This window comes from Gracilibacillus ureilyticus (assembly GCF_900111195.1).
GTDB lineage: Bacteria > Bacillota > Bacilli > Bacillales > Amphibacillaceae > Gracilibacillus > Gracilibacillus ureilyticus.
Genome location: NZ_FOGL01000001.1, coordinates 202046 through 226343, shown reverse-complemented (window position 1 = coordinate 226343; position 24298 = coordinate 202046). Strand labels below are relative to the sequence as shown.

At 37.1% G+C, this 24298-nt stretch carries 20 protein-coding genes; 4 read left to right on the top strand and 16 right to left on the bottom strand.

All coding sequences use genetic code 11. The features are described 5' to 3' along the window. Positions 1 to 64 precede the first annotated feature (64 nt). Genes hisIE through BMW36_RS01110 form a run of 7 tightly spaced genes read right to left on the bottom strand, consistent with a single transcriptional unit; the run spans position 65 to position 5676 of the window. Entirely contained in the window at positions 65 to 712 is a 648-nt protein-coding gene (hisIE, locus tag BMW36_RS01140; RefSeq protein WP_089738142.1) for a bifunctional phosphoribosyl-AMP cyclohydrolase/phosphoribosyl-ATP diphosphatase HisIE, read from the bottom strand. Further along, positions 702 to 1460, bottom strand: a complete 759-nt coding sequence (gene hisF, locus BMW36_RS01135; protein ID WP_089738139.1) for an imidazole glycerol phosphate synthase subunit HisF — start codon at positions 1458 to 1460, stop codon at positions 702 to 704. Before hisF ends, hisIE begins: the two co-directional genes overlap by 11 nt. Continuing rightward, positions 1457 to 2074, bottom strand: a complete 618-nt coding sequence (gene hisH / locus BMW36_RS01130) for an imidazole glycerol phosphate synthase subunit HisH (RefSeq protein WP_089738137.1) — start codon at positions 2072 to 2074, stop codon at positions 1457 to 1459. Before hisH ends, hisF begins: the two co-directional genes overlap by 4 nt. Further along, positions 2071 to 2658, bottom strand: a complete 588-nt coding sequence (gene hisB, locus BMW36_RS01125; RefSeq protein ID WP_089738135.1) for an imidazoleglycerol-phosphate dehydratase HisB — start codon at positions 2656 to 2658, stop codon at positions 2071 to 2073. The genes hisH and hisB overlap by 4 nt, the downstream gene beginning before the upstream one ends. After that, the gene (gene hisD, locus BMW36_RS01120; RefSeq protein WP_089738134.1) at positions 2655 to 3941 is read right to left on the bottom strand and encodes a histidinol dehydrogenase; all 1287 of its coding nucleotides are present in this window, start codon (positions 3939 to 3941) and stop codon (positions 2655 to 2657) included. The genes hisB and hisD overlap by 4 nt, the downstream gene beginning before the upstream one ends. Next, complete coding sequence (hisG, locus tag BMW36_RS01115; protein ID WP_089738133.1) at positions 3938 to 4558, bottom strand: ATP phosphoribosyltransferase; 621 nt, start codon at positions 4556 to 4558, stop codon at positions 3938 to 3940. The genes hisD and hisG overlap by 4 nt, the downstream gene beginning before the upstream one ends. Continuing rightward, positions 4555 to 5676 (bottom strand): ATP phosphoribosyltransferase regulatory subunit, encoded by a 1122-nt coding sequence (locus BMW36_RS01110; protein WP_089738132.1) that lies wholly within the window; start codon positions 5674 to 5676, stop codon positions 4555 to 4557. The genes hisG and BMW36_RS01110 overlap by 4 nt, the downstream gene beginning before the upstream one ends. Before the next feature lie 168 nt (positions 5677 to 5844). Here BMW36_RS01110 and hisJ point away from each other — a divergent pair, with 168 nt between their 5' ends. Continuing rightward, positions 5845 to 6687 carry a histidinol-phosphatase HisJ gene (gene hisJ, locus BMW36_RS01105; protein ID WP_175480314.1) on the top strand — a complete coding sequence of 281 codons (843 nt, stop codon included), beginning with the start codon at positions 5845 to 5847 and terminating at the stop codon, positions 6685 to 6687. Positions 6688 to 6690: 3 nt separating this feature from the next. Here the strand turns inward: hisJ and BMW36_RS01100 are convergent, their stop codons facing one another. The 4 genes from BMW36_RS01100 to BMW36_RS01085 all read right to left on the bottom strand — a co-directional run bounded on the left by BMW36_RS01100 (position 6691) and on the right by BMW36_RS01085 (position 15426). Next, positions 6691 to 10296, bottom strand: a complete 3606-nt coding sequence (locus BMW36_RS01100) for a dynamin family protein (protein WP_089738127.1) — start codon at positions 10294 to 10296, stop codon at positions 6691 to 6693. 170 nt (positions 10297 to 10466) lie between these two features. Beyond that, the gene (gene parC / locus BMW36_RS01095) at positions 10467 to 12920 is read right to left on the bottom strand and encodes a DNA topoisomerase IV subunit A (RefSeq protein WP_089738126.1); all 2454 of its coding nucleotides are present in this window, start codon (positions 12918 to 12920) and stop codon (positions 10467 to 10469) included. A gap of 11 nt (positions 12921 to 12931) precedes the next feature. Continuing rightward, complete coding sequence (gene parE, locus BMW36_RS01090) at positions 12932 to 14884, bottom strand: DNA topoisomerase IV subunit B (RefSeq protein ID WP_089738124.1); 1953 nt, start codon at positions 14882 to 14884, stop codon at positions 12932 to 12934. Positions 14885 to 15009: 125 nt separating this feature from the next. Next, a complete protein-coding gene (locus tag BMW36_RS01085) occupies positions 15010 to 15426 on the bottom strand; it encodes a CoA-binding protein (RefSeq protein ID WP_089738122.1) in 417 nt (138 codons plus the stop codon). A gap of 221 nt (positions 15427 to 15647) precedes the next feature. On the opposite strand from BMW36_RS01085, the gene plsY reads away from it, so the two are divergent. The 3 genes from plsY to yidD all read left to right on the top strand — a co-directional run bounded on the left by plsY (position 15648) and on the right by yidD (position 17530). After that, positions 15648 to 16235, top strand: coding sequence for a glycerol-3-phosphate 1-O-acyltransferase PlsY (gene plsY / locus BMW36_RS01080; protein ID WP_089738121.1), 588 nt, complete (start codon positions 15648 to 15650; stop codon positions 16233 to 16235). A gap of 126 nt (positions 16236 to 16361) precedes the next feature. Then, positions 16362 to 17285 (top strand): GTP cyclohydrolase FolE2, encoded by a 924-nt coding sequence (folE2, locus tag BMW36_RS01075; protein WP_089738119.1) that lies wholly within the window; start codon positions 16362 to 16364, stop codon positions 17283 to 17285. Positions 17286 to 17302: 17 nt separating this feature from the next. Further along, the gene (yidD, locus tag BMW36_RS01070) at positions 17303 to 17530 is read left to right on the top strand and encodes a membrane protein insertion efficiency factor YidD (protein ID WP_089738118.1); all 228 of its coding nucleotides are present in this window, start codon (positions 17303 to 17305) and stop codon (positions 17528 to 17530) included. Positions 17531 to 17560: 30 nt separating this feature from the next. On the opposite strand, the gene BMW36_RS01065 is transcribed toward yidD, so the two are convergent. The 5 genes from BMW36_RS01065 to acnA all read right to left on the bottom strand — a co-directional run bounded on the left by BMW36_RS01065 (position 17561) and on the right by acnA (position 24142). Beyond that, positions 17561 to 17863, bottom strand: coding sequence for a hypothetical protein (locus tag BMW36_RS01065; protein ID WP_089738116.1), 303 nt, complete (start codon positions 17861 to 17863; stop codon positions 17561 to 17563). Next, positions 17863 to 18285, bottom strand: a complete 423-nt coding sequence (locus BMW36_RS01060; RefSeq protein ID WP_089738114.1) for an acyl-CoA thioesterase — start codon at positions 18283 to 18285, stop codon at positions 17863 to 17865. Before BMW36_RS01060 ends, BMW36_RS01065 begins: the two co-directional genes overlap by 1 nt. Beyond that, a complete protein-coding gene (locus BMW36_RS01055) occupies positions 18282 to 20549 on the bottom strand; it encodes an AAA family ATPase (RefSeq protein WP_089738112.1) in 2268 nt (755 codons plus the stop codon). Before BMW36_RS01055 ends, BMW36_RS01060 begins: the two co-directional genes overlap by 4 nt. Before the next feature lie 62 nt (positions 20550 to 20611). Next, complete coding sequence (locus tag BMW36_RS01050; protein WP_089738110.1) at positions 20612 to 21220, bottom strand: TlpA family protein disulfide reductase; 609 nt, start codon at positions 21218 to 21220, stop codon at positions 20612 to 20614. Between the two features lie 216 nt (positions 21221 to 21436). Further along, positions 21437 to 24142 carry an aconitate hydratase AcnA gene (acnA, locus tag BMW36_RS01045; RefSeq protein WP_089738108.1) on the bottom strand — a complete coding sequence of 902 codons (2706 nt, stop codon included), beginning with the start codon at positions 24140 to 24142 and terminating at the stop codon, positions 21437 to 21439. Positions 24143 to 24298: the final 156 nt, after the last annotated feature.

Here is a 24298-nt window from a genome sequence, read left to right as displayed (position 1 = left end):
AAATATATATAGAGGAAAAGGCAGCTCACCATCAAGAATGAAGCCACCTTCTCATAATCACATTTTACCATTTTTTTATTTCCTGCCGGTCACCTTTATTATTGCCTTTCTTCGCAAACCTGTTGGAAAGTTCCTGTTTGACATCTTCTAAAGTGACTCCCTGGTTTGCCATCATAACAAATGTATGATATAACAAGTCACTTACTTCTTTTGTTAATTCTTCATTATCCTCGTTCTTAGCGGCAATCACTACTTCGCCTGCTTCTTCAATTACCTTTTTGCCAATTTTGTCGACACCTTTTTCATATAAGTAGTTCGTATAAGAACCTTCTAAAACTTCTGTCTTACGCTCTTCCACTTCTTTCATCAAATGTTCGATGATGGAAGAGTCATAATTAGAATCTTTTTCAGCAACTTGGTTGAAGAAACAAGATATTTCACCGGTGTGGCATGCAGGTCCTTTAGGGATAACCTGGATTAAAAGTGTATCCTTGTCACAGTCCAGGTCAATTGACTGAACTTCCTGAATGTTTCCAGAGGTCGCTCCTTTATTCCACAATTCATCCCGTGACCTGGAGTAAAACCATGTTTGTTTTGTCTCTAAAGTTTTAATGTATGCTTCTTCGTTCATATATGCCAGCATCAGTACTTCCCTTGTATGAAAGTCTGTCACGATTGCCGGAACGAGTCCTTTTGTAAAATCAGGCTTCACGAATATTCACTCCTTGCTGTTTACATGCATCTTTAACTTCTTTAACAGTAAATGTATTCTCATGGAAAATTGATGCAGCCAATCCTGCTGATACGTCTGTTTCTTTAAATACTTCCGGAAAGTGTTCCGGTTTACCTACACCACCGGAAGCAATAACCGGAATACGCACAGTCGAAACTACCGCTTTTGTTAAGGCTAAGTCGAAGCCGCTTTTCACACCATCAGTATCCACACTAGTCAGTAGGATTTCACCTGCTCCCCGTGCTTCCACTTCTTTCGCCCACTCAATCGCATCAATGCCAGTATCCTTACTGCCTCCATGTGTCATAACATGCCATTTATCTCCAATTCGCTTTGCATCAATTGCTACAACAGTACATTGAGCACCAAAGCGTTCAGATGATTCTGTAATTAAACCAGGATTTGAAACGGCAGCAGAATTCATCCCAACCTTATCAGCACCAGCCTGTAATAAGCGATGGACATCCTCGATTGTTCGGACACCGCCACCTACTGTAAATGGCACAAAGACTTGCTCTGCAGTATGACGTACGATCTCAATCATTGTCTGTCTTCCTTCGTTCGTTGCAGATATATCGAGAAAGATAATTTCATCAGCTCCCGCTCTTGAATAATTGGAAGCCATTTCCACAGGGTCACCCAATTCTCTTAGGCCAACAAAGTTTGTGCCTTTTACTACTTTACCTTCTTTTACATCCAAACAAGGGATAATTCGTTTTGCAATCATTCCATTTGCCCCCCGACTGAAGCAGTTTCTTCTAGGAAAACTTTTAATAGTTCTATTCCTGTTTCTCCACTCTTTTCAGGATGAAATTGCATCCCATAAACATTTCCTTTTTGTACAATTGCTGGTATGGTCGTCCCATAATCGGCTGTCGCTACCAGATATTCTTTGTTTGTCCGCGCCTGAAAGGAATGGACAAAATATACATGTTTATCTTGAAATGTTGCAAAAGAAGGATTGTTATTCTCGATTTGCAGCTGATTCCAGCCTATATGCGGTAAAATGTACTCTGTTTCAATTATGTTCACTTCACCAGGAATTAAGGCTAAACCATTGGAGAGACCATTTTCGTACCCTCTCTCGAATAATAACTGCATCCCTAAACAAATACCGATAAAAGGTTTTTCATTAGCTAACTCCCGTAATGGTTCTAATAATCCCCGCTCGTTAATTTCTTCTACAGCTGCCTTAAAGGAACCGACACCTGGTAAAATAATATGTGTGGCCATTTTCAATCTTTCAACAGAATCGGTAATCTCCACTTCATAACCCAGATTTTGAAAAGCCGTTTTAACATTTGCTACATTTCCCATTCCATAGTCAACAATTGCGATCATTCGATTAGCCCCTTCGTAGAATTAACCCCTTTAATATCAGGATTAATTGTAATAGCTTGCGATAAAGAACGACCAAGTGCTTTAAAAATTGCCTCTATTTTATGGTGTGTATTGTCACCATATAATACTTTAACATGTAATGTAATTCCCGCCTGAAATGCGAAAGCCTGCAAAAACTCCTGAACGAGTTCGGTGTCAAAATTCCCTAGTTTCGGATTAGAAAAGTCAGCATCAAAAACTAAAAATGGTCTACCACTTATATCTAAGGCAACAAATCCAAGAGACTCATCCATTGGGACATAAGCACTTCCGTAACGATTAATTGATTTTTTATCACCTAATGCTTCTTTAATCAATTGTCCAAGCACAATTCCGACATCTTCTACCGTATGGTGACTGTCGATATGCAGATCACCGTCTGCTGTTACATCTAAACCAATTCGGCCATGTCGGGCGAATAACTCCAGCATATGGTCAAAGAAGCCAACCCCCGTATTTATCTTCACATTTTCCGGGTCATCTAAGTTTACCGACACATTAATTTTCGTTTCAAATGTTTCTCTGTTTTTACTAGCTGTTCTCATTGCTTTCCCTCCAAACGCTTTGCAACTGCTCGCCCATGTCCTTCCAGATCTTCTTCTTTTGCTATATTAATGACATGCTCACTCGCCTTTATTAATGCATCCTCAGAATAATATAAGAAAGTTGTTTTCTTTACAAAATCATCGACAGATAAACCTGATGAGAAACGTGCTGTACCAGAGGTGGGTAAAACATGGTTGGGGCCTGCATAATAATCACCCAATGCCTCCGGAGTATAATGACCTAAAAAGACAGACCCAGCATTCTTTACTTTCGATAAATAGGATAGCGGGTCATTCACTTGGATTTCTAAATGTTCAGGAGCCAGTCTATTTGCTATTTCAAATGCAGCATCCAGATTTTTAACCAAAACACTTGCTCCTTTTTCACTTAAAGCGGCAGAGGCAATTGACTGTCTTGGTAATACATTACATTGTTTCACCAGTTCTTCTTCCACCTCAACTATCAGCTCGGATGATGTAGTGATTAAAAATGCGCGCGCATTTGTATCATGCTCCGCCTGTGCTATTAAATCTGCTGCTACAAAAATAGGATTAGCACTGTCATCAGCTATAATTGCTACTTCACTCGGCCCTGCTATCATATCTATCCCAACATCACCATAAACGAGTTGCTTTGCTGCAGCGACATAAGCATTTCCCGGGCCAACAATTTTATCAACAGCCGTAATTGTCTCGGTTCCATATGCCAAAGCAGCTACTGCCTGTGCACCACCAACTCTATATATTTTCGTAACTCCGGCTATATCTGCCGCTACTGCCAGTATTGGTGCAATTTCTTCCCCATTCTTCACAGGAGTTACCATGATAACTTCCTCCACACCAGCAAGTACAGCTGGTATGGCGTTCATTAATACTGATGACGGGTAACACGCCGTTCCTCCGGGTACGTAGATACCAACTTTTTCAATAGGACGATAGAGTTGACCGGAAATAATATCACCGTCTGCCTGCATCATTCGTGAGTTGTTTAATTGCTTTTGATGGAAGGAACGAATATTTTCGGCAGCGCTTTTTAGTGATGTAATGATTGTATCGTCTAACTTTTTCCATGCTTGTTTTCTTTCCTCATCAGTTACACGGAATGATTCCGGAGCTTCCCCATCAAACTTTGCAATATATTTTCTTACTGCCTTGTCGCCATTGTTACGCACATCACTGATAATTTCACTTGCAGCATGAAGAAACTGCTCATTATTATTATCTTTTTTATTATTAGGGAGCGTTTCTTTTATAAAATCTTCAACCTTCAATTTTCTTATCATTTTTTTCTCGCCCCTTCTTTAAATCTTTCAATGACTGGAACTAACTGATCTCGCTTCACTTTAAGAGACGATCTGTTTGCAATCAGCCGTGCACTGAATGATAAAAACTCATCTTCAATTACCAGGCCATTTTCTTTTAAAGTAGTACCGGTTTCCACAATATCAACAATGGCATCAGCTAATCCGAGAATCGGGGCAAGTTCGACGGAACCCTCTAAACGAATGATATCCACTGATTCGCCCTTTTCCTTAAAGTAATCTTTTGTAATATTTGTAAAAGTACTTGCAATCCGCTTCTTTCGATTCGGCCATTCGTAATTTGCCTTTGTCGCTAAAGCCATGCGGCATTGACCGAATGGTAGAGGAAATAGATTATAGACATCCGGTTTATGCTCAATCAAAGTATCACCACCAACGACACCAAGATCTGCAATCCCGTTTTCCACGTATGTAGTAACATCGACACCTTTCGCAAAAAAGAAAGAAAATTGACTTGTTTCAATTTGCAGTTTTCTTCCTTTATCAAGTAATGGTTCGACATCATAATCCAATGACTTAAAAAATTGTAAGAATTGTTTTTCTAACCTTCCTTTTGTCAGGGCTATTACTGGTTTCATTTTCTGACCACCTTATATTGATTGTTCTCCCGGATAACTTCGTAAACCGTATGATACACTGCTTCATTTTCCAGTTTATACTGAATATCAACAATATCTTCTGGCAGTTCACTACGGTATTTTTCCGCAATGGCATGAGTCTCTGGAGCTGCTATAATACACCCTCTCGACAGGGAATTTTCTGTTATCATATGCTGTGCAAGCAGATCCACATCAAAAGCTAAACCTACAGCCGAAGTTTCCTGTTCAAATTGTCTGTACAAGCGGTCATATCTGCCACCAGAGAAACAGGTAGACCCGTCTTTTGTTATAAATCCGCGAAACATAATACCATCATAGTATGGCAAGTTTTTCACACGGCCTAAATCAACTATTATTTCAGATAAGCCAGTTGATTCAAGTAATTCAATAAGTTTTCGGATATGGTCCAGTATGGAAAGCAGCTCAGGCTGATCTGCCCACACAATTTCATATTGAGAAATAACCTCTTTCCCGCCATACGCATCAATCAGACTTACTAAGTCTTGCTTAATTTCGCTTGAATGATTGATTAATAGATCTTCTACCAAATCCATTCGCTTATCATACATAGCTGATCTTAATGCTTCTTCTTCCTTTTGGTTTAATTGCAAAGGAGCGATCATTTGTTCGAATATCCTAGTATGACCTAATTCAATTACATAATTATTAATATCAATATTTTTCAGATAATCAACTGCAGTTAAAAGACATTCACTTTCGCCAAGAAAAGGATCTGCATGCACTATTTCGATACCCGCCTGGCGACTTTCTGTTCCATCTTTATCTATTCGGAAAACTGAACCTTGATAGGCCCATTTTTGAAAAGAGGGATGTTGTTTTGCAATGGCACGTGCCACTGCAGCTGTCCAATCCGGACGTAACACTTCAATTTCTCCTTCAGAGTTAAACCATTTTAACATGCTTTGTAAATCCATTCCTGCAATCTTGTTGGTAAATGTATGCGCATATTCCACTACAGGGGTAGATATTGCTTTAAAATTCCTTTTCTCTGTTACTTTACGAAAAATTTCAGAAGCTTTTAATCTATTGGCTATCTGTACACCGGTTTCATCCTGACTTCCTGCTGGTAAAAACATTTTCGTCACATCCTACATTCACTTTATTATTTTACCACTCTACCGTGGTAAAGCGTTCATTTGTATTTAAACTTTACCATACATTTTTTCCTATTGTCAATAATTACTTTCCATTTATCATAAAACAGATTATGATAGTAACTGTAGCTAAGAAAGGAGACTGACAGCATGGCAATAATTGGCGATTATCATGTACATACTAATTTCTGTCCACACGGTTCAGAGCACACTATTGAACAATATATCGAAAGTGCAATATCACTTGGTTTAAAAGAAATAAGCTTTACAGAACATGCACCGCTTCCCCAAAGTTTTGCCGATCCTACTCCTGAAAAAGATAGTGCAATGAGCTGGGATGATTTATCTAAGTATATTGAGCAAATTACTCGGTATAAAAGAATATATCACAACAAAATAGCCATCAACCTAGGCTTTGAACTGGACTATATTGAGGGGTTTGAGGATGAAATAACTTATTTTCTCAATGATACAGGTTCAGTAATAGATGATTCCATTCTTTCTGTACATATGTTAAAAAACCCTGCTGATAACTATGTCTGTTTAGATTTCAGCAGAGAAATGTTCGCGGAAATCATTAATCAGTTCGGCTCTGTTGATAAAGTTTATGAGGAATATTATCGCACTTTACAACTCGCAATTCAAGCAGACTTAGGCAGGTATAAGCCAAAACGGATCGGTCACATTACTTTAATTGAAAAATTTATAAAGAAATACCCTCCGGAAAATAATTATGACAAAACAATTGATCTGATTCTTGATGAAATAATCAATCAAAATCTATCTCTTGATATAAATACTGCAGGACTATTTAAGGAAGATTGTAAACAGATTTATCCTAGCAAACCAGTCATTCAAAAAGCATATAACAAAGGGATTCCATTAATTCCCGGCTCTGACAGCCATGTATCCTCACAACTTACAACAGGGTTTAATCAATTGCCAGCAGATATTACCTTCTCAACACCACATTCTAAAACACAACACAACTAGTCTTCAGACTAGTTGTGCGTTAATTTTTTCTATGGAATTATCAAGTTCTATTAATATATCTTCATTTTCCAGGTTATCATTTATTCCTTTCTTAATATTTTCATTGAAAGCTGAGACTTCCTTACTATATTGATTCCAGAGATGTTGATCAGCCGTGTGCCACTGTTGTTCGTAATATTCTGTTAAGTACAGCTTTACTTCTTCTATAAGTTTTTCCAGATTGTTATTATAAAACTCTTTTATCTCTTCTTCCAATTGATCTCTGCCTTCTTTGGCAAAAAAAGACGCGGTATCTTTGTAATTCTTCACAAATGATTTCATTAGTTGATCATCTTTTTCTATACTAATTCCAGCATCGGGTGTTGGGAGATCAATGTCTTCTAATTCTGACAATGAGAAAGTTTGATCAATTAGCTTTAATTGGTTATTTATTATCCCTCTGTACTGCTGCCACTCTTTATTCCATAGTGTCTCTACACGAATGTACAAGGCTTCTAATTCATACTTCACTCGTTCATTTGTTTGAGTATGCAACTTGTTGAGTGCTGCATCTAATTCAGCTTTCCCTGTTTTACCATTATTCTGTATTGCCCCTGGATTAATGCAGGAGCGAAATACATCCGTAAACTGAATAGAGAATCGTTGGACAACATGGAAACTCTGTTTATTAACTAATTGTATGACAGAAGCAATATGAGCCTCATTATCCCGCTTTTCGATTAACTGAAGCATTTGCTCTTCATTTTGATTTATTTCTTTCATCATTACATCCCGCTCCGTCTGATTACTGCGGGAAATTTCCAGCCATTTTTTTACTAATGCATGAGCTCTGTTTATATCTGTATAAATGGACTGCATACTTAACTGGGTTAAGTCTTCCTTAATAAATTCATAAAATGATTGCTCAAAACTGTCCAAACCAGACAATATCGGTTGACTTCCAGTTAGTTTTTCTTGTAATGCCATCTTACTGGAAACAGGAAACATTCTTGGCTGCTGTATATCAAAAGTCTGTAACTGTCTTTTCACATAATCTAAAACCATTTGTACTTCTGTCTCATCTTTTGCCAAATCTACTGCATTTACTATGAAAAACATTTTATCTAATTGAAATGCATCTTTTACACTTCCTAATTTCTCAAGGAATGTTTTATCAGGCCTAGAGAATGGGTGATTATAATATGTTACGAACAGAACAGCATCCGCATTTTTAATATAGGAAAAGGATAATTCCGTATGCCGTGCATTGACAGAATCTGCGCCTGGCGTATCAACAAGGGTAACGTTCTGTTCTGTCAGGGGACAATGGTAGTGTAATTCCATCTCTCTGACAAAACAAGCAACATGTTCATTCTGTATATATGTACTAAATTGGTCCATTCCAATTTTGTACGTTGTGCCTATATTGTCTGCCATCTTTTCATATCCGTTTAAAAGTGCAAATAAAAAAGTTTTGTGTTGGTCCGGCACAGTAAGTTTATGAATATTTAATTTCCGTAACCATTTCACTGCATCCTTTAGGGAAATGAAAGTCTTATTCTCTATTATTGCATGGAAATCATCTAACAATTCTCTTTCCTGTTTAAGGGTAACTTTAATCTCTTCATGTTTGTATTCGTCCGTCGGAGGACTGATTTTGTTAATTGCTGCCGTTGTCGGATTCGGAGAAACCGGTAATATATCCTCACCGATCAGTGCATTAGCAAAAGAAGATTTGCCCGCACTAAAAGCACCAAATAATGCAATTGTAAAATGTCTGTTTTTTAGACGGTCCATTTTATCTCCAATGCCTTTATGAAATTTACTAAGTGCTGGTATCTTCTCTACAAGGGATAAAACACGTGTAGCATCATTAAATGTCTGGTCAATGTTATAGCGAAAGACTTCTTTTTCCCTGTTAACGGACTGATCCGGTTCCAATGCAATAGTGTTCTTCTTCCATTCATCTAAAGAACTCTTTGGGATCTTTTGCAGATTGTTAATTTTTTCCTGAAGATGAGTGATGGATGGCGGATTTTCCCATTCACCCTCTAAAACAGAAACCAGTTGATTCTTATAATGTAGAAATGATTGTTTATGTTCATCAATTTGCTGTTCATAATTTAAATTCTGTTCGAATTTTTCTAGCTGTGACTCGATTTTCTTAAGCTGATTTTCCAGCGAATGAAAGATTTCAGTTTTCGCAGAATGCCATTTATCTTTAAAGTATTGCCGGTAGAATTTTTTTACGTGATTTGCCACTAGGTCTGTATAAACTAACACATAATCGCCCGTTACTTTCACATTATCATTCATTAACTGGGTGATGGTTTCTTTGGAAATTTCATTCTCAAACAGGTTTTCTTCAAAAGTCAATGTGGTATATCCTTCGATAAATTCAGTTAACTTATCTTTTAATTTCCATTCCAGATTTACTTCCACTTGCTGATGAAGAGCCTGATAAAAGGTTTCCAGACGCTGTTTCCTTTCATCCGCTGTTTTCTGTCTGGAATTAAAGAATCCTACTTTAAAACCTGGTGCATATGCCTCCAGTAACTCCCTCGCATTTTCGCGGATCTCAAAAGGCATTAATTGAGCGTTCTTTAAAGTCTGGTCAAGTAACTTCTGATAAGTTGCTTCAATCTCTGATTTTTCTTTTTCTATACTAATTTTTTCTACTTTCAGACTCTCAAAATCAACAGACTGATCGATGTTGATCTCATTTATTTTTTCTTCAAGACTGGTGATTGCTCTGTCCATATCTGATTGTTTCTCTTCGATAAAATCCTTTACAAGCTGATGTATTCCATTAAAGAGCGTTTCATCAATCATTATTTCGCTGTCCGACTGAATTTGCCTTCTTACCCTCTCTTTTAAAGACAACCATTGATTCAGCTGTGGATTACTATCCCCTGCTAATGATGTATAATATACTGATAACGGAGATATTCCCCACTGGTCAAAGACAGTATGTAAGCTTTGTTTGAAATCTGCAAAAGATATTTCAGATTCATCATGTTTATCAATTTGATTTATGATAACTATATAAGGTTTATTCATTTCATCTAATTTTTTTAAAAATGATGCATTCACTTCAGATTGGACATGGTTGTAATCGATCACATAAAAAAGCAGATCCACGACATGAAGAGCGGACTCTGTCATTAATCTGTCAGCATCATCAGCTGCATCAATTCCGGGTGTATCCATTAAAGTGACCCCTTTAACAAGTTCATCTGTCTCTTTAAAAATTTCCACCTTTTTGATTTCTTCTCCATCCCTGCATAAAGCATGTATGTCTTCGATTGCAGTTTTACCATCCAGCCTTACAGGTTCACCCTTTTTAAAGTGTATAACATATTCATCTGGTCCGTTCTTTATTTCTACAATATTTGCACTTGTTGGTATTGGACTTTGCGGTAATAATGGCTGATTTAATAACTGGTTTAATAAAGTCGATTTCCCTGCAGAAAAATGACCACAAAAGCAGATATGCTTCATTTCTTCTTGTTTCTTCCGGAAAAAATCCAGCAGTTTCTGTTGTCGATCCAATTCGTTAAAAGTACCAAATCTGCTATACAGGGCAGCTATCTGCTCCACCGATACCGCTTTTAATGTAGTTGTCTCCATGCTTAAAACTCCTTCAAGCTTGATCTAATTATTTATTATACTGGTAACGCTTCATAATCTCCACCTTATTTTGAAAATAAATCGGGGGATGAATTAATTCTAAATAGTATATAGAAAAACCGAACGATCAGCACCTGGTCGCTCGGTTTGTTCTGAGAAGACTTTATCCATTAAAGTACTTCACTTTTAAAAGGCTTTCGCAAGTTCGACTTTAGCCAGATACTCTCGACTTCGCCTTCAAGTTCAGTATCTATCACAAAGGATCCATTACTGTACCTTTCACTAATCGGCAGTTCAATAGTAGCCAGTGTTCTAACATGACCCTTCTTTGTACGAATAACAACATCGTCTTTTTCATGGATATGCTCAAAGCCAACAATTCGGTGAGGCTTTGATTTCAGTTCCCGTAACATTGCGGAACCTTTTTTCGCCCTTGATGACTTTTCAAATTGCTCCAGGCTTATTCTTTTACATGCCCCTCTCTGTGTCATCACAAATAAATATTCCATTGGGGATAACCGATTAAAAGCCAATCCATTAATCACAAATTCATCTTCTTTTAACTGAATGGCCTTAACCCCTGCAGCACGCTGGCCAATTGGCAATACCTCTTTCTCTTCATACCAGAGGCCATACCCTTTATTTGTAGCGATAAAAATATCCGCATTTCCGTCAGTTAAGTACACATTTACAAGTTGATCCTCTTTTTTCAGATTCAGAGCGATTAATGGCCTTGAATATCGTGCAGAAGCATATAAATTCAGTGTACTTTTTTTCACCATTCCATTTCTCGTGAAGAAGAGAAGATTTTTTGCTGCATCAAATTCCCTGATTGGGATAGCTTTAACTATTGTCTCTTCTTTTTCCGTTGATGCAATGTTGGTAATATGCTGCCCCAGCTCCTTCCAGCGTATATCTGGCAACTGGTGAACAGGAATAGGCATATATCTCCCCAGGGAAGTGAATAATAATATATGGTCTGTCGTATTTAATTCATACAACCCAATTAAGTGATCTTCTTCTTTCATCATAAAATCTTCATCAGAAGAAGCGGTATAAGACCTGACACTCGTTCTTTTAACATAACCCTGATTTGTTACAGATACGATAACATCTTCACTTGCAACCAGAACTTCTACATTAATCTTTAACTCTTCTATTTTGTCTTCTATTCTTGTTTTTCTAGGCTCTTCATACTGCTTTTTCATTTTACGCAAGTCTTTTTTTATAACAGAATATAACTTCTTTTCATCATTTAAAATCTGTTGATATTCCCTTATTGCAGCTTGTAATTCCTCTGCTTCCTTCTCAAGTGAGGTTATATCTGTGTTGGTAAGACGATATAATTGCAATGTAACAATAGCTTCAGCTTGTTCTTCTGTAAACTGATATTGCTGTTTAATCCGGTTTTTCGCATCTTGTTTATCGTTGGATGCTCGAATTGTCTGGATCAGTTCATCTAAAATGGAAACAGCTTTAATTAGACCTTCTACAATATGGGCACGTTTTTCCGCTTTTGCTAAATCAAATTGTGTTTGCCTTGTAACAACTTCCTTTTGATGACCAATATATGCGTCAACTAAGTCGACTAAGCCTAATAACTGGGGTGTCTTGTCTTTTATTGCCACCATATTGAAATTATACGTAATTTGCAGATCCGTGTTTTTATACAGATAATTGAGAATGCCCTGGCTGTCAGCATCTTTTTTCAGTTCCACCACTATTCTTAAACCTGTACGATCCGTTTCATCTCTGACTTCAGCAATCCCCTCGACTTTTCGGTCAATTCGCAGTTCGTCCATCCGTTTCACCAGAACAGCTTTATTTACTTCATAAGGAATTTCGTCAATGACAATCTGTTCTCTGTTCGCTTTTAACGGTTCAATCTTTGCCTTCCCTCGAACAACAATCTTCCCTTTTCCAGTCTGATAAGCTTTTTTTAATCCTTCTTTACCTTGAATAATTCCTCCTGTTGGGAAATCCGGCCCTTTTACATATTCCAGAAGATCATCAACAGTAGCATCAGGTTTTTCAAGCTTTTTAATAATAGCATCAATTACTTCACTTAAATTATGAGGAGGAATCTCTGTTGCATAACCTGCAGATATACCTGTCGATCCATTAATTAATAAATTAGGTATCCTGGCAGGTAATACAACAGGTTCATCTATGGTATCATCAAAGTTCGGTATATAATCAACCGTCTCTTTATCAATATCCCGAATCAGTTCAGAAGCTATTGCGGAAAGTCTTGCTTCTGTGTAACGCATCGCAGCTGGTGGATCCCCATCCACACTACCGTTGTTACCATGCATCTCAATAAGTACGTTTCTCACTTTCCATGTCTGGCTTAATCGTACCATTGCTTCATAAACAGATGAATCACCGTGTGGGTGGTAGTTACCTATAACAGTACCAACAGTTTTAGCAGACTTTCTAAAAGGTTTATCATGGGTATTTCTCTCTTCGTGCATTGCATAGAGTATTCGTCGCTGAACCGGTTTTAATCCGTCTCTTGCATCAGGCAATGCGCGATCCTGAATAATATATTTACTGTAACGTCCAAACCGATCTCCCATTACTTCTTCTAAGGGAAGATCGAGAAAATTCTCTTCGATTGCCAACGGGACTCCTCCTATTTCTGAATGTTCTCATTATCAATGATATTATCTTCTTCATCCAAACTGAACTTAACATGTGACTCAATCCATTTACGTCGGGGCTCGACTTTATCCCCCATCAGAGTACTCACACGTTTCTCCGCTCTAGCCAAGTCGTCAATTTTAACCCTTATCAGCGTTCTCGTATCTGGATTCATCGTTGTTTCCCAAAGCTGATCTGCATTCATTTCACCTAGACCTTTATAACGCTGAAGTTGGTATCCTGTCTTATACTGCTTCGTAATTTTCTTCATATCATCTTCATTCCATGCATATTCTACTTTGGCTTTTGCTCCTTTGCCTTTTGTAATCTGGTAAAGTGGGGGTAAAGCAATAAAAACCTTTCCCGCTTCAATTAACGGTCTCATATAGCGGTAGAAAAATGTTAACAGGAGGACTTGAATATGGGCACCGTCCGTATCTGCATCTGTCATAATTACAATTTTCTTATACTGAACATCTTCAAGAGAAAAATCCGCACCAACTCCTGCACCAATAGTATGAATAATTGTTGAGATTTCTTCATTTTTTAACACATCACCTAATTTGGCCTTTTCCGTATTGATGACTTTCCCTCTAAGCGGCAGAACTGCCTGGAATTTACGGTCTCTTCCCTGTTTCGCGGAGCCGCCTGCAGAGTCCCCTTCAACAAGATACAATTCATTTTTATCAGGGTTTCTTGATTGAGCGGGGGTTAATTTTCCACTTAGAAGGGCATCCTTTCTTTTTTTCTTTTTACCACTTCTTGCTTCTTCTCTTGCTTTTCTTGCGGCAAGCCTTGCTTCCTTCGCCCTTACAGCTTTTCTTATTAACATTGATGAAATATCCGGGTTCTCTTCAAGGAAATATAATAAATTTTCCGCTACTACCGCATCAACAGCAGATCTTGCTTCTGCTGTTCCAAGTTTCCCTTTCGTCTGCCCCTCGAATTGTAATTTTTCTTCAGGTATCTTTATAGATATTACTGCAGTAAATCCTTCGCGAATATCATTACCTTCTAAGTTTTTATCTTTTTCTTTTAGTAAATTAACTTTTCTTGCATAATCGTTGAAAATTCTGGTTATAGCAGCTTTTGCCCCTGATTCATGGGTTCCACCATCTTTTGTTCTTACATTATTGACGAACGATAATATACTTTCCGCATAACCATCATTGAATTGAAAAGCAAAGTCCAATTCCATTCCTAGCTGTTCTCCTTCGAAAGCTACGACAGGATGCAAACTGTCTTTATCTTCATTTAAATAACTGACAAATTCTTTTAAGCCGTCCGGATAGTGATATGTCTCTGACTGATTGTCATTTCGCTCATCGATTAATTCAATAGTGATACCTTTTAATAAAAAGGCAGCCTCTCTTAGTCTTTCAGATAGTACTTCAAATTGAAATACGTCTGTGGAAAATATCGACCGGTCAGGCTTAAAGGAAATCGTAGTGCCTGTCTCCTTTGTTTTTCCTTTCTTCTCCAACGTAGTAACAGGCTTTCCACCCGATTCAAATCTTTGTACATACACATGTCCATCACGTTCAATGGTAACCTCTAACCATTCGGAAAGAGCATTCACAACAGAGGCACCCACACCATGAAGTCCCCCACTTGTCTTATATCCTCCTTGACCGAATTTCCCTCCAGCATGCAGCACTGTGAGAATTACTTCGGGAGTAGGCCTGCCAGTCTGGTGCATCCCTGTAGGCATACCTCTCCCTCTGTCTTTTACTGTTATACTATTATCTTCATGTATCACAACTTTTATAAAATCCCCATACCCTGACAGCGCTTCATCTACAGAGTTATCTACGATTTCAAACACTAAGTGATGTAACCCTCTCGTATCTGTACTGCCAATATACATTCCAGGCCTTTTTCTGACTGCATCAAGACCCTCCAGTACTTGTATGCTATCATCTGAATAGGTTGTATTTTTTGCCATTTTACATTTTTACCCCTTCCATTAACCGAACAAAACATTAACATCTAACATTCTAACCCATTATATATACGAAGTGTCAATCTATATTTTCAAATATAGAACAAATGTTCCTAGAAGTAAAGCGTTTATTTGCCTTTTAATACCGCATGAGCGACCTTGATACACCTGTCCATAATTACTGATTTTCCGTGGTTTTGTAAATAATCATACGCTTTTGTATTTACTACACCTTGCTGCATCCAGACATAAGGAGCTTTAGTTTTAGCAATTTCTACAGCTAACTCTTCTAAGTATTCTGGTCTTCTAAAAACATTTACTAATTCAAAATCTTCTTTAACATCAAGTAACGAAGGATAAGCTTTTTCCCCCAGTACTTCATTTACAGTAGGATTAACAGGAATAATCCGATATCCAGCATTTTGCATCGCTTGTGAAATTAGATACGATGTACGCCCTGGATTATCAGATAAACCAACTACAGCGATTGTTTTTGTATTATTTAACATTTCAAGCATTAATTGTTGTTCATTTTGAATACCCATCATTCTACACCTCATTTTAGTTGATTAAACCACGGACAGTTAATTTGTGCAAGTATAGATCCGCAGTTTTGACCGGATTGCTCCATCTATCATTACATGTTCTTTATCGGCATTCTCTTATAATATGTAACATAGTTTTTCCAAAATATAAACAGTGAATATATTCAATTGCTGAAATACATGCTACAATAGATTTATCAAGAAATGTAAGGAGTTTGTAAATGGACTACATAATATTAATCATTATTGCTTATTTACTTGGATCCATTCCTACAGGTTTAATTGTTGGTAAAGTAGGTTTTAAAACAGACATCCGGGAACATGGCAGCGGAAATCTTGGTGCTACAAATACCTTTCGTGTGTTAGGGGTAAAAGCCGGAATCATTGTTACACTGGGGGATATCCTGAAAGGAACCTTAGCAGCATTATTACCGGTACTGCTTAACTTCGATCATATTCATCCATTAATTATTGGTGTATTTGCAGTAGTCGGACACGTATACCCTATTTTCGCAAAATTTAAAGGTGGTAAGGCGGTCGCTACTTCGGCTGGTGTCATACTTGGGGTTAACTGGTTGTTATTTGTTATTATGGTGGTAAGTTTCCTAGTTATATTATACTTAACAAAATATGTTTCACTTTCGTCGATGTTAACTGGAATTATAACCGTTATTGTAACAATTATTCAACAAGAGATTGGATTAATGATTGTTACCGGCCTTCTAACTATTTTTGTTATTTACCGGCATAAAGCAAATATAAAACGAATTATCAATAAAACAGAGCCAAAAATAAAATGGATGGGATAATGAGGGATCTGCAGAGGGATCTCTCATTTCCATGTTAAGTTGTCTAAACAAGCGAAAAAATTGAATATTTTTACGTTATTCAGTATACTTTGAAATAATTGTAATGTAGGAAAGGAGTTTTGGGACATGTTCAGTAAACTGCCAAAACAATTACCCAATAAGCAAGAGCGGCACAAGCTGTTTGGCTCTGTTGAACCAGGGGAGAAAACAAAGCCAACTGAAAAAGAAAAGATGCCTGATCTTCAAAACACGAAAAAAGACTTTCTCTTTGACATAAATCAAGTAGGTATTGCAAATGTGAAACAACCTATTTATATTTCAAGCAATATAAAACCGTACAACCAAACTACTATTGGTAATTTTAAACTGACTTCTGCAATTAACAAAGACAGTAAAGGAACCAATATGAGCCGGTTTACAGAACTGATGTATGAATACAGTAACGGGGAACCTTTAATGGTTTCAATCAGTGAATTAAAGCGATTCACCAAGGAATTAACAGATAAGCTGCAGCAGGAGGATACACAGATAACCGTATCATTTCCATGGTTTTTTGAGAGAAGCGGTCCGAGTTCTGCTATTACGGGAATGAATCATGCAGAAGCCCGTTTAACAGTTATTTATGACAGAATTCACGGCTATCAGGTTGATGTAGCAATAGAAGGAACGGTAACAACACTTTGTCCATGTTCAAAAGAGATAAGTGAGTACAGTGCGCATAACCAGAGAGGAATCGTGAAAATAGGAGCACAATTAACCCCTAATTTCGATGAGGAACAAGTTGATTGGAAAGCAGCTTTATTAGAAGCAGCTGAAAGTAACGCAAGTGCTCGTATACATCCCGTTTTAAAAAGACCTGACGAAAAAATGGTAACAGAACAAGCTTATGAGAATCCTCGCTTTGTAGAGGATATGGTACGACTTGTAGCAGCCGATTTGTACGAAATGCCATTTGTGGAGAAGTTCTCAGTAACTTGTCAAAATGAAGAATCCATTCATCTCCATGATGCAATTGCTACAATATCCTATGATAAAACTTTACACAATTAAGGGATTTTTTTAAGAAAATGAAATGGATATTTATTGGTATTATTCGTTTTTATCAAATTGCGATCAGTCCAATTTTCCCTCCAAGTTGCCGGTTCCAGCCAACTTGTTCACAATACAGCATAGAGTGTTTTCGTCGGTTCAATCTCTTTAAAGCGAGTTATTTAACCATAAAGCGAATAATGAAGTGTCATCCCTTCCATAAAGGCGGGTTTGATCCAGTTCCAGAAAAAGAAAACAATGCATGATCCTGAAAAGTGATCTTGCATTGTTTTTTTCTAGTAATTATTGAAATTCTTGAGCTGTTCCATTTGGTTTTCGGCCAGTAAAATCTCTTTCTGCCGCTCACCAAAAAGGTCGAAATGTGGATATTCTTTATCGAAATGAATCCATTCTGCCTTTAATCCATGCTGCTTACCCCAGCAGATCAGTTTATTTATATCACTGCACCCAACTTTCGTAACAGTTTTACAGCCGGGAAAGCGTTCATCAATCCAATAGTGAGTAAGAAAAGAAATCTGGCCCTCTCTCACACTTTTTTTCCAGTTTGTTAATGTCTTACGATCGATTCCAAATGCCATTACTTATCCTTTCTTATTGCTTTTTCATATGCATGATGCCAGTCAGGAAATTTCTTTTTTAATGATTGGGGCCGGAATGAATGCTTCTGGACAATTACATGCTGCGTTTCTCCTGTTACAGCAACCTCATTATTATTATTTAAAATTCGATATCCATAAGTTGTTCGAATACCATTATATGATTCTAACCATGTTTCCACATAAGCTTCTTCACCATACCGAATTGGCTGTTTAAATTGGATCTTTGCATCGATTACTGGCGAAACTATGCCTTCTGCTTCCATTTCATGATATTTAAATCCTAACTCTTCAATAAAAGCTGTTCTGCCTATCTCGAACCAGATTAAATAATTAGCATGATAAACAACTCCCATTTGATCTGTTTCCTGGTACCTTACCTTTATCGGTGTATTAGTTATCATTGCTTATTAATCCCCCTAGTAGATTTCCATGCTAATTCAAAATCTTCTTTAAGAAGCTCTGTTAAATCCTCAGTATTGCCATTTAATTCGACTCTTAAAGCTTGATATTGGATTGCTTCATTTATTAAATTCACTACAAATCGCCCATTTCCATTGATTTTCACCTGAGCGAATTGTTCCAGTAGAAATGTTTCCACTTCTTCACTTAATGAATAATGAAATTGCTTCGTATGGGATATCACCATTTCCAATAACTCTTCGTCAGTATAATCATCAAAATGGAAGTACTTCTTAAATCTAGATTCCAACCCCGGGTTACTTGAAATGAACCGCTCCATCTCATTTTTGTAACCTGCTAAAATTACTACAAGATTCTCATTATGTCTCGTCATTTCATCAACTAATGTATCAATTGCCTCTTTTCCAAAATCCTTTTCCCCCCTGTACAAGGAGTATGCTTCATCAATAAACAGAACTCCACCTAAAGCTTCGCGAATTTTATTTTTGGTTTTCATTGCTGTTTGGCCGACATAACCTGCCACAAGATCACCTCTTGAACTAATAATAAGGTGTCCTCTCTTTAACAATCCACAGTCTTTTAAAATTTTCGCATAAATTTTTGCAACAGTGGTTTTACCAGTTCCCGGGTTACCCGAAAAAACTGCATGCAATTGTATAGGTACAGCAGGTAGATTCATTGATTTTCTTTTTTGTTGGACTTTGACAAAAGCAGAAAGTTTTTTCACTTCTTCTTTTATATTATTCAGGCCAATTAGCTGGTCTAATTGTTCCAGTGGATGGTCCGAATCGCTATCCTGATTAAGTGATAAAATATCTGATCGGGAAATTCTCATATGGTTTAACCAACTGTTTTTATTAATTAAACTTCTTGTTGCTCCTATATGAAAAATCACTTTTAACACGAGATCTTTTACAGTTCTGGCATTACCAAATGATTCATCAACCTTTGCCTTTTCAATAAGTGAACGAAATGAAGATAGCGCATTTTCCGTAAAAAAATAATCATTGTTCAAAGCAGTTCTCTCAGCAATCTCCAGTAATTCTTCTTCATCAAAGTCAGGTAATTGGATAAAATTCCCCTCCGGAAATCTACTTCTCATTCCGGGATTTGCCCAAAGAAAATGATTCATTTCTTCTGGATATCCTGCGATAATTACCGCAAAATTACTTGCATATTCCTGACTTGTCATACTGGCGACTAATGTATCAATTACAGCTTGTCCATAATCATTACCTGATTGTTCTTCCCGCTTCAGGTTATATGCCTCATCAATAAATAAGACGCCGCCTAATGCTTTTTTCACGTAATTTAAAGTATTTTCTTCACTTTGCCCCATAAATGAACCAACAAGCTGAGACCGGTTAACTTCCACTACTTTATTTGATTCTAATAAGCCCAGTTTGTAATAAATGTTCGCAAGTAACCTGGCAATTGTTGTTTTCCCTGTGCCTGGATTCCCTGTAATTACCATATGCAGCCCTTGTTCATCGATCATCTGGAAACCTGCTTCTTTACGTTTTTGCTGATACTTTAAATAATGGTAATATTGGTTAATATATGATTTCACTTGATCTAAACCAACCATATTGTTTAATTCATCCAAAGGATCTTCTGTCTGCTCATCTTTTAGGAAAGAAGGCAGCTCCTGATAAAACAAATGAATAGCTCTGTTTATTTTATCTACTTCTTCATTGTAAAACGCAATATCCTGGACAGATTTTTTGTGTTCCAGTGCATAAGCAAGCCCTTCAGCAATATCTTCCACTGCTTCCACTTGATCAAATATATAATGGTAAGCATTATTTAGTTTAGAATTCGAATAGACTGCAGTTCCTTTCAGTTCCCCGATCGCTTCTAATTCATTAATTAAAGCTCTTACTTTTTTCAATTTGACTGGATCAAAATCTGTTTCGCGAATAAAATACTGTGAAAAATCCTTTTCTTCTAATGATTGATATACATGAAGATAGTGCTTTAATGTTTGAATTTCTTTTACCATCGGATGATTCACTTTATCCGAATGAACCAATAATTCATTTAAATGGTCATCAGTAACTTGCCTTTTTAGCCTGTAGTAAATTAACATAGCATAAAGAATGGCTTCTGAATCTTTATCTGTTTTTAGTAACTCCTCTTCGTAATGATCAATTATCCTTAATAATTCTATTTCTGTGAAAGGAGGATGATCCTCAAAATTACTCCAGTTATGTAGTTTTTCTTTAATCATATGAATATTATTCATCTGTCAACACTCCTCTGTAAATTTGGAAAAACCTCTTAGAAATACACTAAGAGGAGCATGAACTAATCTATTTTCTTCAATTCATTAACATGTTGTTCCATTTGTTCATATGTCATTATTCCATTTATACGTTTAATTACTTGCTGGTCACTTTGTCTAATAATAAAAGTTGTTGGAATATTGATTACCGTATACTTGTCATAAGCTTCGCCCTCTGTGTCCAGTAAAATTTCTAAATCATATTGTCCACTATCCAGAAATTTCTCGACTGCACTTATCCCGTTGTCCATACTCGTTGCATTTATTGCCAGCACCTGCAATAGATCTGGGTATGATTGTTCTAATCTTTCTAAATCGGGCATCTCTTCTATACATGGCTTGCACCATGTCGCCCAAAAATTAACGAAAACAAAGTCTTTCTCGATTTGAGTTAAATTATACTCCTCACCTTGCAGGTTTTTTAACAGCAGATTAGGTGCTTCCATACCCTCTTTCAATAGTTCCTGATTTGGAGGTGTAATAAATCCGCCTTCCACAGATGTATCTCCTGTTACATCATACTCATTAGGGCCAGTTTTCGTAGCCTGGTCAAAGAGCGTTGGAAAATTAGTATAAATAACTGTGCCTATTAAAGCAATTATTATAATCCCTGCAATAATGTTCTTCGCCATAACTTTTCATCCTCTAATGATATATTAACTGCAGTCTAACATTTCATGCAATATCTCATTTATTATAAGCGATAAACAATACTACGTCTAATATTCCACTTGCCATTTAATATTACCTCTATCAAATAAACATATATTGATCAACGGGCTGTATCACAGGTCTTAAAATATAAAAAAAGAGACAGTTTATCAATAAATAAACTGTCTCTTAATCTATTAATTTGCTAATTTATTTCGTAATACCATTTGAAGAATTCCACCATGACGGTAATAGTCGATTTCCACATCACTATCAAAACGAGCAATTGCTTCAAATTCTGTTGTTTTACCATCTTCACTTGTAGCAACAACTTTAACTAGATCACGTGGTTTAACTGATTCATCAATTTGAACTTCAAAAGTTTCTCTTCCAGTTAGTCCGAGGGAATCAGCCCCTTCTCCATCTTTAAATTGAAGAGGAAGAACACCCATCATTACAAGGTTTGAACGGTGGATACGCTCAAAACTTTGTGCAATAACTGTTTTAATACCTAATAAATTAGTACCTTTAGCTGCCCAGTCACGGGAACTTCCCATTCCGTAATCATTACCTGCAAGAACTACGAGGCCAGTACCATCTTCCTGGTATTTCATTGCCGCATCATAAATCGGCATGATTTCCTCAGTCGGCCAGTAAGTAGTATACCCGCCCTCAGTACCTGGAGCTAGCTGGTTTTTGATACGAATGTTAGCAAATGTTCCACGCATCATCACTTCATGATTCCCCCGGCGAGAACCGTAGGAATTAAAGTTACGTGGTGACACACCATTTTCCTGTAAATATTTACCTGCTGGCATATCCTTTGCAATTGCTCCAGCTGGTGAGATATGGTCAGTTGTTACTGAATCACCGAACTTACCAACTGCACGTAATCCAGATAATTTGTTTACCTTTCCTGCTTCTTTGGAAAGTCCTTCAAAGAAAGTAGGGTTTTGAATGTAAGTAGATTTTTCATTCCATGAATACAATGGCTGATCCGTTGTCTCAATTGCATTCCACTTTTCATTTGATTCGAATACATTTTCATATTCTTTACGGAAAATTTCTGGTGTTACAACACTAGCAACTTGTTCACGAACTTCATCCATTGAAGGCCAGATGTCATCAAAGAATACGTCGTTTCCATCTTTATCTTTTCCTAACGGATCTTTCTTCAGGTCGATATCAACTGTACCTGCAAGAGCATATGCTACAACTAATGGTGGTGATGCCAAATAGTTAGCTTTTACTAATGGATGGATCCGTCCCTCAAAGTTACGGTTACCAGATAATACTGAGGCTACTGTTAAGTCATTATCTGCTATCGCCTGTTCAATTTCTTCACGTAATGGACCAGAGTTACCAATACATGTAGTACAACCATAACCTACCAAGTTAAATCCTAATTGATCCAGGTATGGCATTAATCCAGAATTCTCCAGGTAACTTGTCACAACTTTTGAACCCGGTGCTAAAGAAGTTTTCACATATGAAGGTACTTCAAGCCCTTTTTCTACTGCTTTTTTGGCAAGCAAACCAGCACCAAGCATGACATAAGGGTTTGATGTATTCGTACATGATGTAATTGCAGCTATAGCAACAGCTCCTGTTTTCATTACAGTTTGGTGTCCGTTCGGATGTTTGATTTCTACTTCCTTATCAAATTCAGAAGCATCTAACCCAAATCCCTGGTTACCAGCAGGTGCTGTAATAGCTTTATTGAATTCATCTTTCATATTTGATAATGGTATTAAGTCTTGCGGACGTTTAGGACCAGATAAGTTAGGTTCTAATTCTGATAGATCTATTTCTACCAGATCAGTAAACTCAGGATCCGGCTGGTCCGGAGAATACCATAGATTATTTTCTTTGCAGTATTTTTCTACAAGTGAAATATGCTCTTCACTTCTGCCTGTTAATCTTAAGTAATTTAATGCTTCCGCATCAACAGGGAAGAACCCGCAAGTTGCCCCATATTCCGGTGCCATATTGGAGATTGTTGCACGGTCTGCAAGAGGCATATCTTTAAGGCCAGGACCGAAGTATTCTACAAACTTGCCTACAACTTTCTTCTCACGTAACACTTGTGTAACTTTAAGTGCCAAGTCAGTTGCAGTAGTACCATTAGGGAAACTTCCTGTGAACTTCACACCAATAACTTCAGGTGCCGGGAAGTAGGATGGCTGACCAAGCATACCAGCTTCTGCTTCAATACCACCAACACCCCATCCAAGAACTCCTAAACCGTTTATCATGGTAGTATGAGAGTCAGTTCCAAATAAAGTATCAGGGAATGTATCAAATTCGCCATCATTATTTTCAATTGCATGAACTACATTTGCCAGATATTCCAGGTTTACCTGGTGAACAATACCTGTTGCTGGCGGCACTGCACGGTAATTGTCAAATGCTTTTTGCGCCCAGTTCAAAAATTCATATCTTTCTGCATTACGTTCAAACTCTAACTCCATATTAGCTTGTAATGCTTGTTTAGTTCCATATTCATCTACTTGAACAGAGTGGTCAATAACCAGATCAACTGGAACTTCCGGATTAATATCATCTGGTGAACCGCCCATATCAACCATTGCTTTTCTTAAAGAAGCCAGGTCTACAACAGCAGGAACACCGGTGAAATCTTGTAAAATAACTCGGGAAGGTTTGAAAGGAACGTCTTCCGCATTACCTTTCCCCCAATTTGCTAAACTTTTAACATGTTCATCTTTAATAACATGTCCATCATGTTGACGAACTAATGATTCTAGTAATACGCGAATCGAGAAAGGTAAACGGTCAATTTTACCCAGACCAGCATTTTCTAATGCTTTTAATTCATAGTAATTGTACTTCTTCCCATTTAACTCAAATTGCTTTTTTGCTTGAAATGCATTCTCGCTTGTCATTTTGATTAAGTTACCCCCTTCAAAAATGTTAGACCGAATCTTATTTAATTCATATCTCTAGATACTATTCTTATAGTATGCACCTTACTATTTTAAATGAAATCGGTTTATAAGTAAAATGTTTAAGTGCAAAAAATCAATGAATTTAGTTGTTTT